This window comes from uncultured Mailhella sp., from assembly GCF_905187505.1.
GTDB lineage: Bacteria > Desulfobacterota > Desulfovibrionia > Desulfovibrionales > Desulfovibrionaceae > Mailhella.
In genome coordinates this window covers 23,187-36,656 of the sequence record NZ_CAJJIC010000010.1, presented here as the reverse complement: position 1 = coordinate 36,656, position 13,470 = coordinate 23,187, and the positions used below count along the sequence as shown (strand labels likewise).

Below are 13,470 nucleotides of genomic sequence, written 5' to 3'. Positions count from 1 at the left end.
AGGCTACGAGTCAAAGTACATGGGGGCTTGAACTGTTGAAAAATACAGGGCGCCGGCCTGAGAAGTTCAAGCCGGCGCCCTTAAGGCGCGAGTAAGTAACAAGCCCTTACAGGGCTGAACAAGCCACCCGTTTTACGGGTGGTCCTGACTGAGCACAGGAGGACAGGAAGAAGAAAGCAAACGACGGCAGAGACCATTCGTGCCGCCACGGCTGGGAACGCCGGACCGACATGGATACGAGAAGAGTCCCAACGTGTTTACATTGAGAGTCGCCATGTCAAAACGTTTAGGTCTTCCCGCCCAGATGGGTATCGGTATGGTTCTCGGCATCGTGATCGGTGCCATGGCTCCTTCCTTCAGCATAGACGCAAGCTGGTTCAAGCCGCTCGGCGATCTGTTCATCACGCTGGTGCGCATGGTCGTGGTGCCGCTCGTGTTCACCACCCTTGTGGCGGGCGCGGCAAGCGTGTGCGACGTGAAGGAACTCGGGCGCGTGGCGTCGAAAACGATTCTTTATTATCTGCTCACCACGACCGCGGCCGTCGTCATCGGCCTTGTGCTCGCCAATCTGCAAGGACACATCATGAATCTCGCCAAGTTCCCCCGTCGCGGCTATGTGAAGGAAGCCACTCCCATCGAATATCTGCCCAACTTTTCCAAAGCGCTGGGAAACAAGGTCAACGTATACATCAAGCGTGACGATCTTCTTCCCGGCTGCGCTGGCGGCAACAAGACCCGCAAGCTGGACTTCAGCATTGCCGACGCTCTGGCCTGCGGCGCGGACACGCTCATCACCTGCGGAGCCGTGCAGTCCAACCACTGCCGTCTGACTCTCGCCTGGGCCGTGCATGAAGGCCTCGACTGCCATCTGGTGCTCGAGGAACGCATGAAGGGCAGCTACAATCCCGAAGCGTCGGGCAACAACTTCCTCTATCAGCTGCTCGGCGTGAAGAGCATCACCGTGGTGCCCGGCGGCTCGCCCATGATGGAGGAAATGGAAAAGGTGGCCGAAAGGCTCCGTGCCGAAGGCAAGAAGCCCTACATCATCCCCGGAGGCGCCTCCAACCACATCGGTGCTCTGGGCTACGTTTCCTGCGCTCAGGAAATCATGCAGCAGATGTTCGACATGGGGCTGAACTTCGACCATGTCGTGGTGCCGAGCGGCAGTGCCGGAACCCATGCCGGCATGATCGCCGGCTTCTGCGGCAACAACATGGACATTCCCATGAGCGGCATCGACGTGAGCCGCCCCGGCGACGTGCAGCGCGGCATCGTGCACAAGCTCGCCCAGGAAACGCTGGACTACATCGGTGCGGGCATCACGCTTCCTGAAGAAAAGGTGGTGTGCTTCGGCGACTACTACCAGCCCGGCTACTCCATCCCCAACGACGGCATGGTGGAGGCCGTGAAGATGCTCGCCCGCACCGAAGCCATACTGCTTGACCCCGTGTACAGCGGCAAGGCCATGTCCGGCATGATCGATCTCATCCGCAAGGACTATTTCCCCAGAGGAGCCAACGTGCTCTTCCTGCACACCGGCGGTTCCCCGGCCCTGTACGCCTACCTGCCCACCTTCCGCTAACGGTCGGCATGGTCTGACGACCGTTAGCGGTGCGCCTCCCTGAAATCTTCATGGTTTCGGGGAGGCTTTTTTTCGAGCCCCAAACGGTGCGCACTTTTCAATTTTGAAAAAATTTGACACAATCGTCCGTTGAAGACCTTTTGTCCTCCGTATCTGCGGCGCGGCCGAATGTCGATAGTGTGGCGTCTGTGCGGAGCGGACGGGACAACGCTCCGTCATGAATGCGACAGAGCCGTCTTCGAGCCGTTCCGGGAGGATGTTTTTCAGATGCGGCGAGCTCTTTACCGGAAAGGAGTGCCGTTCACCACGATACCACCTGTCATCCTATGCAGTTCAAAAAAGAAACGTACAGTACCAAGGCCGCCGAATACATACGCAGTCTCATCCGTTCCGGGGTGCTTTTGCCCGGGCAGCCCGTGCGGGAGTCGCAGATATCGGAGAAGCTCAACATCAGCCGGGCTCCCATACGGGAGGCGCTGCTCATGCTGGCCCATCAGGGGCTCATATGCGCCGAACCGCAGAAGGGCAAGCACGTCCGTTCCATGAGCGCCAAGGAAATTTATGACAGTTATGTCGTCGCGGGCATTCTCGAGGGGGCGGCCGTGGCGCAGTCGCTGCCTTTGTGGACGCAAAAGGAATATGATGCCTTTGACGAGGTGGTGCGCAGGCTCGACGAGCAGGTGAATTATGCCGTGCATCTGGACACGCTTGCGGAAATCGACGAGGCCTTTCACATGACGCTGCTTTCCGCCTGCACCAACGAGCGTCTCATCGACATCGCGCGCACGTCCTGCTCTTCTCTTGCGAAGTTCCTGTACTATACCTACTGGCGCACGCTGTTCACGCCGAAGGAATTTTACGACCGGCATCATCTCATTGCCGAGGCGGTTCGCGAAGGCGACGGAAGAAACATTGAAATGGTGCTGCGAAAGCACTACGAGGAAGTAGGCGTTCGTCTTTCCGAGCTCGTGCACGACGAGCACGAGAGCGCCTGCTAGGACTGAACGGCGTATTGTTCCGGCATGAAAAAGCCCGCATTCCGCGGGCTTTTTTGATACGGGACAAGAAAGGGGAGCTGGCTGGAAACGCATCCCCGGAGAGAGAGGTCGGTCGTACGGAAGAGACCCGGCGGCGCTCATCGCTGCGGGCTAGTTGTTGATCCACACCTCGCCTATGATGCGGAACTCGCCGCCTTCGTCGGGCATCCAGTACAGCGCCTGCAGTCCGTGATGATACACGCCCTTGCGCTGGTAGCTCTTGATGAAGCACGAGACCCAGTAGCCGGGACCGGCCAGAAGACGTATGCCTTCGCGGTCGAGGAAGAGATCTTCCTGACGCCGGAAATCGGAACGCATTCTTTTGCGCAGGGAAGAGAACTTTTCCCGGCTGGCGCGCGGGTAGTTCTGTCTGTCGTACATGTTGAAGATGTCTTCGGAATTGTGCTGTCTGCTGTCCATCCAGAGCAGGGTCTGGCGCAGCACCTTTTCATCGTCTCCCGAAGGCACGGAAGAAGCCGCCGCGGCAGAGGATGGCGTCTGCGCCGCGACCATGCCCGCGCCGGCCGGGAGCGGGGAGGGCATCGTTTCATCCGTGGCGGGAGGCGTTGCCGGAAGCGAAGGCGCGCCGTCGTCCGTGCCGGTCGGGCCGGAAAGCGTGGCGCCTCCGGCTGAGGGGGCGGGCAGGGAGGCGAGGGGCGACGTCTGCGGGAAGGGCGCGCCTTCCAGATGTTCGGCAATGACGATCGGCGTGCCCGGTGCGAGCAGGTGCAGAAGGTCCGTGAGCTCATGCTGGTCTATGGCCATGCAGCCGCGCGTGGTGAGTCCCGTGATGGGCTGTCCCTTGCTGTGCAGCCATATGCCGCTGCCGGTCTTGCCGCGCAGTCTGTCCGCGGGATTGGGATAGTTCAGGTTGAAGGCGTGCGGCCCGTATTCCATGAAGTCGAGCTTCTGCGTGATCTTGTGCGTGATGAAGTACACGCCTTCCGGCGTGCGGAGGTCGCCTTCCTTCTGTTTGTCGCCTTCAAGTCGGCCGTGTATGCATTCGAACTGCCGGGTGACCGCGGGTGCGCTGCCTTCCGTTTCCACCTGAAAGAGCAGCTTGCGTGATTTGTCGGCGGCAAGGAGGTATTCCGGTGAGTGGGAAGAGAGCCTGGCCGTCCATGAGGCGGCGGCCGGCAGCGGCAGAGTCAGACAGAAGAGCAGAAGGAAAAGGAGGCGGAACAAGGGAGTCTCCTTGGTTGAAATCGCGGACGGGAAGACGCGGGAATGATCGCTTTTTGTTTTAAGGGAAAAACAGTTGGAAGACAATGGCGTGTAAGAAGAGCGCCGCTCCCGTGAGATCGGAAGCGGCGCTCCTTGCGTCAGTGCATGGTGTGCGGACTATTTTTCCGCAAGCACGCGGTCGACTATTTCCGACTCATAGCGGGTGTAGTGCCTGATGTCGAAAATGGCGTCGAGTTCGGCGGGCGAGAGATGGGCCTGGATTTCCTCGTCGGCGCGGATGAGGTCCGGGAAGGACTTGTGGGTCTCCCAGCTTTCCATGGCGCGCTTCTGCACGACCACATAGGCCTGCTGACGGGGCATGTTCTTTTCGATGAGGGCGGTAAGCACCCGCTGGGAGAAGAACAGTCCGTAGCTGGCCCACAGGTTGCGCTCCACGTTTTCCGGCAGGATGCGCAGGCCTTCGAGCAGGCGGTTCAGACGATGCAGCACATAGTCCATGAGAATGGTGGAGTCGGGGGTGATGATGCGTTCCACCGAGGAGTGGCTGATGTCGCGCTCATGCCACAGTGCCTGGTTTTCCATGGAAGCGAGGGAGTTGGAGCGGATGACGCGGGCGAGTCCGCACATGTTTTCCGCGGAAATGGGGTTGCGCTTGTGGGGCATGGCCGAGGAGCCCTTCTGTCCCTTGGCGAAGCCTTCTTCCACTTCGTGCACTTCCGTGCGCTGCAGGTGGCGCAGCTCCACGCAGATGCGTTCCACCGTGCCGGCCGCGATGGCGAGAGCGGTGAAGTAGTGGGCATAGCGGTCGCGCTGTACGATCTGGGTGGAAATGATGTCGGCCTTGAGGCCGAGGATCTCGCAGGCGCGGGCTTCCACGGCGGGGGTGATGACGGTGTAGGTGCCCATGGCGCCGGAGAGCTTGCCGGTGCGGATGTCTTCAATGGCATCGGCAAAGCGCTTCTTGTCGCGCATGAATTCCGCATAGAATCCGGCAAACTTGAAGCCGTAGGTCACAGGTTCCCCGTGCACGCCGTGGGAACGTCCCATGCAGATGAGGCCCTGATGCTTGCGGATGAAGGTGCGCAGCGTGTCGAGCACGAGGTCGAAGCCGTCCATGATGATCTTTCCGGCTTCCACCATCTGCAGGGCCATGGCGGTGTCCACGATGTCGGAAGAGGTGCAGCCCAGATGAATGAAGCGGGCGGAAGGACCGATCTTCTGTTCAAGATAGGTAAGGAAGGCGATGATGTCATGACGGGTCACGGACTCGATTTCGAGGATCTTGTCCACGTCGAAGTCCACGTCCTGCATGATGTTCTTCAGATCTTCATCGGGAATGACGCCCTGTTCGTTCCAGGCCTGGCACACGGCCTGTTCCACCTTGAACCAGTAGCGGTAGCGGTTTTCCAGGGTCCACAGTCCGGCCATCTCGGGCCGGGAGTAACGTTCGATCATGGTGACCTCTATTTCGTTCCGGCAGGCGTTTCCGCGCTTTTTGCGGGGGCCGGGCTTTCGGTTTTGGGAGCGGCGTCGCCTTTGTCTTCCGGCTTGGAATCGGACACGGAAGGAACTCCCTTGCTCTTGTCGAAAAGATTGCTGGTCCCGTGCCCGTAGGAGGAGGCGAACCAGCCGCCGCCCTTGAGAATGAAGGAAGTGTTGGACATGACCCGATGGCAGGGGGCACCGCAGTCGGGGCAGTTCTGGGTTTCGGCGTTATCGCTGGAGCGGAGCCATTCTTCAAAGGTTTTCTGACAGTGCGGGCAGGCGTATTCGTAGATAGGCATGGGGAAAAGAAAAAGTTTGTGCTGAAAAAAAGGAACGGCGTGTCTGCAACAAAAGCCGACACGCCGGAAAACTGACTCTGCAGCCGCAGGCCGCAGAAACCCGCGAACCAGACTTACTTCTTGGCAGCGGCCTTGGCTTCGTGGATGCGTTCCTTGATGCGCTGGGCACGACGATGACGGCGGCGATCAAGTTCCTTGGCGCGTTCAATCTTTTTATGGGCCATGAGATTGCTCCTTAAAAGAAAATGTATCCAGAAGATATAAACTCTCCGAAGGACGCTGTCCAGTGAAAGAAGGGCCTCGAAGGCGGGGCGCGGAGCATTTCCCGTTTTTTTCCGGGCAGGCACCCCCCCGGCGGACGGCTTGCCATGCCGCGCGGCCGCAGGTATGCTCGCGCCCTGAAATGTGCTGTCAATGAGGAGTTGAACCATGAATTGCGATGTCGTTACGGAAGGCACGCTGGCGTCTCTTCTCGGCATCAGGGTGGAAAGCTTTGATGCCGAAGGAAACGGCGAGGTCTCCATGCCGCTGGATTCCCGTCATCTCAACGTGCTCGGCAATGCCCACGGCGGCGCCATGTTCACGCTGGCCGACATGGCCTTTGCCGCCGGATGCCGGGGAGCGGGGATTCTCTGCGTAAGCGCGCAGTGCTCCATTTCCTATCTGCTGCCCGGAACGTGCGGGCCTCTTCGCGCAAGGGCCGTGCCCGTTCGTCTCGGGCGCACGCTCGCGGTGTACGACATCATGGTGTACGATGGGGACGGCCGGAACATCGCCAAGGCCGTCATGACCGGATACGTGCTGAGGAAATTCGACGACGGAGAAGAGGCATGACGGAACAGCCCCGCGCGCTCATGGGTGCGGAAGAGCCGGACATTGATGACGAACTGACCTCATCAGCGGACGGCGCGGCGAGCTTTACGGTTCCCGCGGGCATGAAGAAGACGCGTCTTGACGCCTTTCTCGGCTCCGTGGCCGATCTTTCCCGCAGCCGCATCAAGAGGCTGGTGGAGCAGGGCGACTGCACGGTGGACGGTTCTGCCTGCACGGATGCCGACTTCAAGGTTCGTCCCGGTCAGGTGGTGACTCTCCGCATGCCCGGGACTTCGGACGCCCTTGTGCCGGAAGAGGGACCGCTCGACGTGGTGTATGCCGATGAGGACATCGCCGTCGTCAACAAGCCTGCGGGGCTGACCATGCACCCCTGCCCGAGCTGCCCGCAGGGCACGCTGGTCCATCGCCTGCTCTCGCGCTTTCCGGCGCTGGCGCTTCAGGAAGGGCCGAGGCCGGGCATAGTGCACAGACTGGACAAGGACACGTCGGGCCTTGTGATCATCGCTCTCTCGGAGCGGGCGAGACTGCGCCTCATTGAGGACTTCGCCGCCCGGCGCGTGCACAAGACCTACCTTGCCGTGACCCGCGGCGTGCCTCCGGCCGAAGGCATGAGCGATCTGCCCATAGGCCGCCATCCTGCCATAAAGACGCGCATGGCCGTGGTTCCCGAGGAAAAGGGTGGCCGCAGCGCGCTCACGACGTGGAGCACTCTTTATGCCTCGCCGTCCGGACGCTTTGCTCTGCTTGCCGTGCGCATTTTTACCGGGCGCACTCATCAGATACGCGTTCACCTTGCCCGTGCGGGCTTTCCTCTGTGGGGCGACGCCGTCTATGGACCGGAGGACAAGGAGTCACCGGCGGCAAGGCAGCTTCTGCACGCGTGGAAGCTGGAATTTTCTCACCCCGTGAACGGCAGGGCCATGAATTTCGTCTGTCCTCCGCCGGAAGACTTTCCCCGCGCCATGCTGGCGCTTGAGCGGGGCACGCGGCGCGTCATTCTCACGGGAATGCCGGGATGCGGCAAGTCGGCCGTGCTGGATTGCATGGAGAAGCGGCATATTGCCGTATGGAGTGCGGACAAGGCCGTGGCCGCCCAGTACCGGCCCGGCGCGGACGGCTGGCACCTCATGCGTCAGCGCTGGGGAAACGCCTTCTTCGACGATGAAGGACGGGTGGATCGCGCGAAGCTGACGAAGCTTCTTGCGGAAACGCCGGGGATGAGGCGCGAGATTGAGCGCATGATTCATCCTCTGGTGCGTGATTCCATGGAAAGGTTCTTTCAGAAGGCCGAGGCGGCGGGCGACGCCGTGGCCGTGGCGGAAGTGCCTCTCTGGTTTGAGACGGGCTGGACGTGCCCGGGCGCGGACATTGCGGTCATCGTGTGCCCCGATGCCGTGCGTCACGAGCGGCTGCGCGCCACCAGAAACTGGAGCGACGCAAAGATTGCCGCCGTGGAGAGCTGGCAGTGGAAGCAGGAAGACAAGATTGCTTCGGCGGATCTTCTCATTCACAACGCGGGCACGCTGGACGACCTGGACCGGGAAGTGGACACCTTTCTTGCAAAGCTCTCTGACAAGGGAAGAGCGAGAGGGGAGACCCTCTGCGCGGTCTGGCACGCACTCTGGAGCGGAGAGGGCGCACAGGCATGAGCGTGCAGTCCGAGCTGCCGCTTCCGGGGAAAAGGAGGCAGTAATGTGCCGCCTTTGCAGAATAACGCCGACGGAGCCCGGGAGACAGTTCTTTCGTTCTGCGGACAGGTAGTGTTTCGTCCATGCGGTGAGCCTTCGCTGGAAAGAGAAGCGCGGGGCCGGGTGTGCTGGTATGAGAAGGCCCAGACATGGGCCTTTTTCAGCACGAGCGGGGCGTCGTGCTTTTGCCGAAAGACGGATTTGTAAGTTCTGCATGAATATTGATTCAATATTATATCAATAATATCGCAAGAGATACATTAATGTATTAATCAGGGAGCAGACCGCCCTCTGGAGATGTTCTTGTCTCGGGAATTTTGAGGCCATTTCCCGAATATCGGCGGTATTCCTATGTTCTTCAGGCATGGGAACAGACGAGCATGTTCAGGCTCAGAAAAATCGTGTTCCTTTTTTGTTCTTATATTTCAGCGTCATGCCGTCATGGGGAAAAAGAAGATGCGTTCGGGCATTTTTTTTGGACAATATGGTATATTTTTTGCATCATTAAGTCGGAACATATCAAGCAGGAGTCCGACATGTATTCACTCGTAGAAAGCCGTGAAGCTGTGAACAACTGGTTGGAACGCTATGGCGTGCGCTTTGGAATTTACAAGAACGGGAAGTTCAAGGAGCAGCTCTTTCCCTTTGATCCCATTCCCCGCGTCATCGACCCCGAAGAGTGGGCCTATCTGGAAAAGGGTCTTGCGCAGCGCGTCAAAGCTCTCAACCTGTTTCTTGCCGACGTTTACGGCGAAAAGAACATCCTTAAAAATAAAGTCGTTCCCAAATCCTTTGTGTATGCCTCCAAGGGGTATCTTCCCCAGTGTGAAGGCATATGTCCTCCCCACGGCGTGTTCGCCCACATTGCCGGCATAGACCTGGTGCAGGCCAGGGACGGAAGATGGTTCGTGCTGGAAGACAATCTTCGCATTCCTTCCGGTGCGTCCTACCCTCTTATCGCCCGCACCATCTCCCGCAAGGTGAGTCCTGAAACGTTTTCCGCCAATCACATCGAAGACAACCGCGACTATCCGCAGCTTTTGAAGCATGTCTTGGACGACATGAACGTCAACGGGGGGCTCAACGTGGTCTTTACGCCCGGGCGCTACAATTCCGCGTTTTTCGAACACTCCTATCTTGCGGAACGCACGGGCTCCGTCCTCGCCTTTCCCGGGGATCTCATCGTGGAAGACAACCATGTGTACTATCAGGGCATTTTTCACGAAAAAACGCTGGTGGGCGCCATTTACCGCCGCGTGTCCGATGAATATCTCGACCCCATGGCCTTTGAGCCGGACTCGCTTCTCGGCGTGCCCAACCTCATGCAGGCCTATGCCGCGGGCAATGTGGCGCTTCTGAACTGCCCCGGCAACGGCGTGGCCGACGACAAGGGACTGTACTATTTCGTGCCCCGCATGGTGGAATACTATCTCGGCGAAAAGGCCATACTGCAGAATGCCCCCACCTACCTCCCCTATTATGAGGAAGACCGCGACTACGTTCTTGCCAACGCGGAAAAGCTGGTCATCAAGGACGTGAGCGAGGCCGGAGGCTACGGCGTGGTGTTCGGGCGCGATCTGGAGCATGACCGTCTGGAAAAGCTGAAGGAGCTCATCCGTTCCGAGCCCCGTCGGTGGATTGCTCAGGAAGTGATCAATTTCAAGGACCTGGAAACCATGGAAGATCACGGCGTCGTCTACCGCAAGGCCGATCTGCGTGCCTTTGTGCTTTCTTCCTCCGACAGTACGGTGGTCTGGAAAAGCGGTCTGACCCGGTTTGCCCGTCAGGCCGACTCCTTTGTGGTCAACTCCAGTCAGGGGGGCGGCTTCAAGGATACCTGGGTATTGCGCGATCACAAGTCGCTGGCAAAGCCCTTTTAACATCATCCACCATCATCACAGAAGGATACGCCATGTCTTCCATATCTCCCGCCAAGGCGAACCATCTTTTCTGGCTGGGGCGCTATGCCGAGCGCCTTTTCGCGCAGCTCCATTTTCTGCGTCGGTATTATGACCTGTGTCTGGATGAAGGCCGGGAAGATGCGCTTCAGATTTATTGCCGGAAACTTTCCCTCGTCAACTGCCCTTCCGACAGAGAAACATTTTTGTATCAGCATCTGTTCGAGAATACGCCGGGATCTCTTCTGTACTGCCTGGAATGCCTGAACGACAACAGCATCGTCCTGCGCGAAGAGCTTACCACGGCGTCCATCAGCTATGTGAATCTCTGCATGGCCACGCTGAATCACTGCCGCCACAAGCATGACATCAACATCGTTCGTCTTCAGCCTGTCACCGACTATATTCTTGCCTTCTGGGGTTCCGTGTTCCAGCATGTAACCAATATTGCCACTCTGGATATGCTTTTTATCGGCAAGCATGTGGAATATATTGATATGTATTCAAGGTTCGACTATCCTTTCAAACGCGTGGCCGCGGAGTGGGAAAGCCTGGACCACCGGCTGGGGCATATTGAAGACATGGTGGATGAACGTTGCAGAAACAGGCTCAGGGAGATATTCTCCGACGGGCGCGATTACGGGAATAAGATTCCCGACGTGCTCTGTTCGTTGAACTCCCTGGTCCTGGTATGAAGCAGTTCTTTTATCGTTACGAAAGCACCATTACTTTTTCCTCTCCGGTTTCCGCGCATTCCTGGCTTTTGCGCTGCATGCCGAGGCAGGAGTCCTTTCAGCATGCCGAGCGGGTGCAGATGCGCGCGGCCGTCATGCACGAAGACGGCCGCGACGTCGTGCTGTCCGTCTGCTTCAGCCGCGATGCTTTCGGCAACGCCGTGCAGACGGGGTATGTATCGGAAGCGCATCTGCGTTTCAGCATTGTTTCCGAAGGTGTGGTAAGGCAGACGCCGTATCGAATTTGCGGCACGGCGCACGGCATGTTTCTGGAACATACCGCGCTCACGCTCCCCGACGGGGAGATGAAACGCTTTGCCGGGCAGTCCTTCGTCGGAAAGGAAGACCGGCCGGAGGAGCTTTTGCCCGGCGGACCCGTTGCCGACAGGGCGCTTTCGCTGTGCAGCGCCGTTCATGCATACATGACCTACGCTCCCGGCGTCACCACGGTGAATACCACCGCGGCTCAGGCCTTTGCTCTGAGGCGTGGCGTCTGTCAGGATTATGCTCACGTGCTGATCGCCCTGCTGCGTTCGTGCGGTATTCCGGCACGGTATGCCTGCGGCTATCTCGTCGGCGAAGGGGCGACGCACGCATGGGTGGAGTTCTTCGATCAGGGAGTGTGGCGGGCGCTTGATCCCACCAACAACCGTCTGCTTTGCTACGGCTGCATCAAGGTGGCCCACGGCCGCGACAGCGCCGACTGCTCCGTGAATCGGGGCGTGTTCAGCGGCAGGGCCTCGCAACAGAACACCTTAGACATCAAAGTGGAAGAAGCATGATAAAAACCGTCATCTCCACGGAGCTTCCCGTCGATGAGCACCTGCTCATCCGCAAGAACAGCATTTCGTCGGGCTCCGGGAAAAAACGCATCTGCATCGTCACCGGAACTCACGGCGACGAGCTGGAAGGGCAGTACATCTGCTATCGCATCGGCAGCATTCTTCAGGAGCATCCCGAGTGCCTGGACGGCACCGTGGAAATTTATCCCGCGCTCAATCCTCTGGGCATCGACTCCATCACGCGGGGCATCCCCAATTTCGATCTGGACATGAACCGCATCTTTCCCGGCGATCCCCGGGGCAGCATGGCGGAAAATACGGCCTACAACATCATTGAGGATCTGAAGGGCGCCGATCTGGTGCTGGACATTCATTCCAGCAACATTTTTCTGTACGAGGTGCCGCAGGTCCGCATCAATCAGCTGACGGCGGAAAAGCTCGTTCCTCTGGCCAAGTATCTGAATCTTGACTTCCTCTGGGTGCATGAGGCCGCCACCGTGCTGGAAGCCACGCTGGCCTATTCGCTCAACGCCCTGGACACGCCCACGCTGGTGGTGGAGATGGGCGTGGGCATGCGCATCACCAAGAGCTACGGTGATCAGCTCGTGGGGGGCATACTGAATCTCATGCGGCATCTCGGCGTATGGAAGGGGGACGTTCCCGAACCTCCGGCCGGACATCGAACCATTCTTTCCACCAGAGGCTCGGTGGAGTTCATCAACGCTTCCGCCTCGGGCGTGTTCATTCCGCTTATCCGGCAGTCCAACGAAGTTGAGGCCGGACAGTCCATAGGCCGCATCGTCGATCCCCTGCGCGGCGTGGTGCTGCAGGAGGTGGCCGTGGACAAGCCGGGGTTCGTCTTTACCATACGGGCCTACCCCGTCGTGTATGAGGGGTCTTTGCTGGCGCGCGTCTACAGGGAGGACAACGCATGAAACGTGAACGTCTTTTCGTCATGCCGTCTCCGTTCCGCGACGAGTTCCGCATTCACGGATTCCGCTTCGGTTCGGGCAAAAAAAGTCTGGCCGTGGTGGGAGCCATGCGCGGCGACGAGCTGCAGCAGCAGTTTGTCTGTTCGCGTCTTGTCCATACGCTTCAGGATCTGGAGGAGAGGGGAGAGCTCATGCCCGGGCATGAGATTCTCATCATTCCCTCGGCCAATCCCTTTGCCATGAACATAGGCAAGCGCTTCTGGGCCATGGACAATACCGACATCAACCGCATGTTCCCCGGCTACGCGCTCGGCGAGACCACGCAGCGCATAGCCGCCGCGCTGTTCGAGCATATTCAGGGCTATCAGTTCGGCGTGCAGCTCGCGAGCTATTATCTGGCGGGAGACTTCATTCCCCATGTCCGCATGATGCATACCGGCTATGAGGACGTGGAGCTTGCTCAGGGCTTCGGCCTTCCCTATACGCTGGTGCGCAATCCTCTGCCCATAGACACCACCACGCTGAACTACAACTGGCAGATATGGGAAACTCAGGCCTTTTCCGTCTATGCCGGGCACACCGGCGTCATCGACGTGACCACGGCCGATGACAGCCTTTCCGCCATTCTGCGCTTTATGGCGCTGCACGGCATGATCAGGCATCGTTCCCATCCGGGATACCATTCCCAGGTGGTGCAGGAAGAGGATCTCATCAACGTCAAGGCCTGCCGTGCAGGCATCATGTACTGCCTGTGCAAGCCCGACGACCTTGTTCGTCGTCATCAGCGTCTTGCGAGCATTCTCGATCCTTACGACGGTTCCGTGCGCTGGGAGGTCCGTGCTCCGGCGGACGGGACCGTGTTCTTCATGCAGACGCGCCCGCTGGTGCTGGAAAATTCCATGCTGTTCAGGCTCATTGCCAGCTGAGCGCAATCCTGTTGCGTCAGGCCGGCATTTTCGGATGCCGTCCTGTTCCCGGACATGTCGGACGGCAGTCTGAAGAAAAAGGAAGGGC

12 protein-coding genes and 1 pseudogene are annotated in these 13,470 nt (G+C 59.0%); 10 read left to right on the top strand and 3 right to left on the bottom strand.

Annotated features, from left to right (window positions below; all coding sequences use genetic code 11):
* Nucleotides 1-274: 274 nt before the first annotated feature.
* From QZZ60_RS02430 to QZZ60_RS02420, 3 genes and pseudogenes are all read left to right on the top strand, one after another.
* Nucleotides 275-559, top strand: a pseudogene (locus tag QZZ60_RS02430) (cation:dicarboxylase symporter family transporter); the annotation flags it as partial.
* A 24-nt stretch (nucleotides 560-583) separates the two neighbouring features.
* Nucleotides 584-1,582 carry a D-cysteine desulfhydrase gene (locus QZZ60_RS02425; protein ID WP_295637302.1) on the top strand — a complete coding sequence of 333 codons (999 nt, stop codon included), beginning with the start codon at nucleotides 584-586 and terminating at the stop codon, nucleotides 1,580-1,582.
* 326 nt (nucleotides 1,583-1,908) lie between these two features.
* Nucleotides 1,909-2,580 (top strand): GntR family transcriptional regulator, encoded by a 672-nt coding sequence (locus tag QZZ60_RS02420; RefSeq protein ID WP_295637298.1) that lies wholly within the window; start codon nucleotides 1,909-1,911, stop codon nucleotides 2,578-2,580.
* Between the two features lie 150 nt (nucleotides 2,581-2,730).
* On the opposite strand, the gene QZZ60_RS02415 is transcribed toward QZZ60_RS02420, so the two are convergent.
* From QZZ60_RS02415 to QZZ60_RS02405, 3 genes are all read right to left on the bottom strand, one after another.
* Complete coding sequence (locus QZZ60_RS02415) at nucleotides 2,731-3,804, bottom strand: L,D-transpeptidase family protein (protein ID WP_295637295.1); 1,074 nt, start codon at nucleotides 3,802-3,804, stop codon at nucleotides 2,731-2,733.
* A gap of 156 nt (nucleotides 3,805-3,960) precedes the next feature.
* Nucleotides 3,961-5,259 carry an adenylosuccinate lyase gene (gene purB, locus QZZ60_RS02410; RefSeq protein WP_295637292.1) on the bottom strand — a complete coding sequence of 433 codons (1,299 nt, stop codon included), beginning with the start codon at nucleotides 5,257-5,259 and terminating at the stop codon, nucleotides 3,961-3,963.
* Between the two features lie 8 nt (nucleotides 5,260-5,267).
* Nucleotides 5,268-5,588 (bottom strand): zinc ribbon domain-containing protein, encoded by a 321-nt coding sequence (locus tag QZZ60_RS02405; RefSeq protein WP_295637289.1) that lies wholly within the window; start codon nucleotides 5,586-5,588, stop codon nucleotides 5,268-5,270.
* Nucleotides 5,589-6,017: 429 nt separating this feature from the next.
* On the opposite strand from QZZ60_RS02405, the gene QZZ60_RS02400 reads away from it, so the two are divergent.
* The 7 genes from QZZ60_RS02400 to QZZ60_RS02370 all read left to right on the top strand — a co-directional run bounded on the left by QZZ60_RS02400 (nucleotide 6,018) and on the right by QZZ60_RS02370 (nucleotide 13,382).
* Nucleotides 6,018-6,422: a PaaI family thioesterase gene (locus QZZ60_RS02400; RefSeq protein WP_295637286.1), complete on the top strand. Its 405-nt coding sequence runs from the start codon at nucleotides 6,018-6,020 to the stop codon at nucleotides 6,420-6,422.
* Complete coding sequence (gene coaE / locus QZZ60_RS02395) at nucleotides 6,419-8,071, top strand: dephospho-CoA kinase (protein WP_295637283.1); 1,653 nt, start codon at nucleotides 6,419-6,421, stop codon at nucleotides 8,069-8,071. Before QZZ60_RS02400 ends, coaE begins: the two co-directional genes overlap by 4 nt.
* 575 nt (nucleotides 8,072-8,646) lie before the next feature.
* Nucleotides 8,647-9,990 (top strand): circularly permuted type 2 ATP-grasp protein, encoded by a 1,344-nt coding sequence (locus QZZ60_RS02390; RefSeq protein ID WP_295637280.1) that lies wholly within the window; start codon nucleotides 8,647-8,649, stop codon nucleotides 9,988-9,990.
* 32 nt (nucleotides 9,991-10,022) lie between these two features.
* Entirely contained in the window at nucleotides 10,023-10,703 is a 681-nt protein-coding gene (locus QZZ60_RS02385; protein WP_295637278.1) for an alpha-E domain-containing protein, read from the top strand.
* Nucleotides 10,700-11,524: a transglutaminase family protein gene (locus QZZ60_RS02380; protein ID WP_295637276.1), complete on the top strand. Its 825-nt coding sequence runs from the start codon at nucleotides 10,700-10,702 to the stop codon at nucleotides 11,522-11,524. The genes QZZ60_RS02385 and QZZ60_RS02380 overlap by 4 nt, the downstream gene beginning before the upstream one ends.
* Nucleotides 11,521-12,459, top strand: a complete 939-nt coding sequence (locus QZZ60_RS02375) for a M14 family metallopeptidase (protein ID WP_295637273.1) — start codon at nucleotides 11,521-11,523, stop codon at nucleotides 12,457-12,459. The genes QZZ60_RS02380 and QZZ60_RS02375 overlap by 4 nt, the downstream gene beginning before the upstream one ends.
* Nucleotides 12,456-13,382, top strand: a complete 927-nt coding sequence (locus tag QZZ60_RS02370; RefSeq protein ID WP_295637271.1) for a M14 family metallopeptidase — start codon at nucleotides 12,456-12,458, stop codon at nucleotides 13,380-13,382. The genes QZZ60_RS02375 and QZZ60_RS02370 overlap by 4 nt, the downstream gene beginning before the upstream one ends.
* Nucleotides 13,383-13,470: the final 88 nt, after the last annotated feature.

What these genes read in the sequence shown, in the direction of transcription:
- QZZ60_RS02425 (WP_295637302.1), top strand. Translation starts at nt 584, where the DNA reads ATGAATCTCGCCAAGTTCCCCCGTCGCGGCTATGTGAAGGAAGCCACT.
- QZZ60_RS02420 (WP_295637298.1), top strand. Translation starts at nt 1,909, where the DNA reads ATGCAGTTCAAAAAAGAAACGTACAGTACCAAGGCCGCCGAATACATA.
- purB (WP_295637292.1), bottom strand. Translation starts at nt 5,259, where the DNA reads ATGATCGAACGTTACTCCCGGCCCGAGATGGCCGGACTGTGGACCCTG.
- QZZ60_RS02405 (WP_295637289.1), bottom strand. Translation starts at nt 5,588, where the DNA reads ATGCCTATCTACGAATACGCCTGCCCGCACTGTCAGAAAACCTTTGAA.
- QZZ60_RS02400 (WP_295637286.1), top strand. Translation starts at nt 6,018, where the DNA reads ATGAATTGCGATGTCGTTACGGAAGGCACGCTGGCGTCTCTTCTCGGC.
- coaE (WP_295637283.1), top strand. Translation starts at nt 6,419, where the DNA reads ATGACGGAACAGCCCCGCGCGCTCATGGGTGCGGAAGAGCCGGACATT.
- QZZ60_RS02390 (WP_295637280.1), top strand. Translation starts at nt 8,647, where the DNA reads ATGTATTCACTCGTAGAAAGCCGTGAAGCTGTGAACAACTGGTTGGAA.
- QZZ60_RS02385 (WP_295637278.1), top strand. Translation starts at nt 10,023, where the DNA reads ATGTCTTCCATATCTCCCGCCAAGGCGAACCATCTTTTCTGGCTGGGG.
- QZZ60_RS02380 (WP_295637276.1), top strand. Translation starts at nt 10,700, where the DNA reads ATGAAGCAGTTCTTTTATCGTTACGAAAGCACCATTACTTTTTCCTCT.
- QZZ60_RS02375 (WP_295637273.1), top strand. Translation starts at nt 11,521, where the DNA reads ATGATAAAAACCGTCATCTCCACGGAGCTTCCCGTCGATGAGCACCTG.
- QZZ60_RS02370 (WP_295637271.1), top strand. Translation starts at nt 12,456, where the DNA reads ATGAAACGTGAACGTCTTTTCGTCATGCCGTCTCCGTTCCGCGACGAG.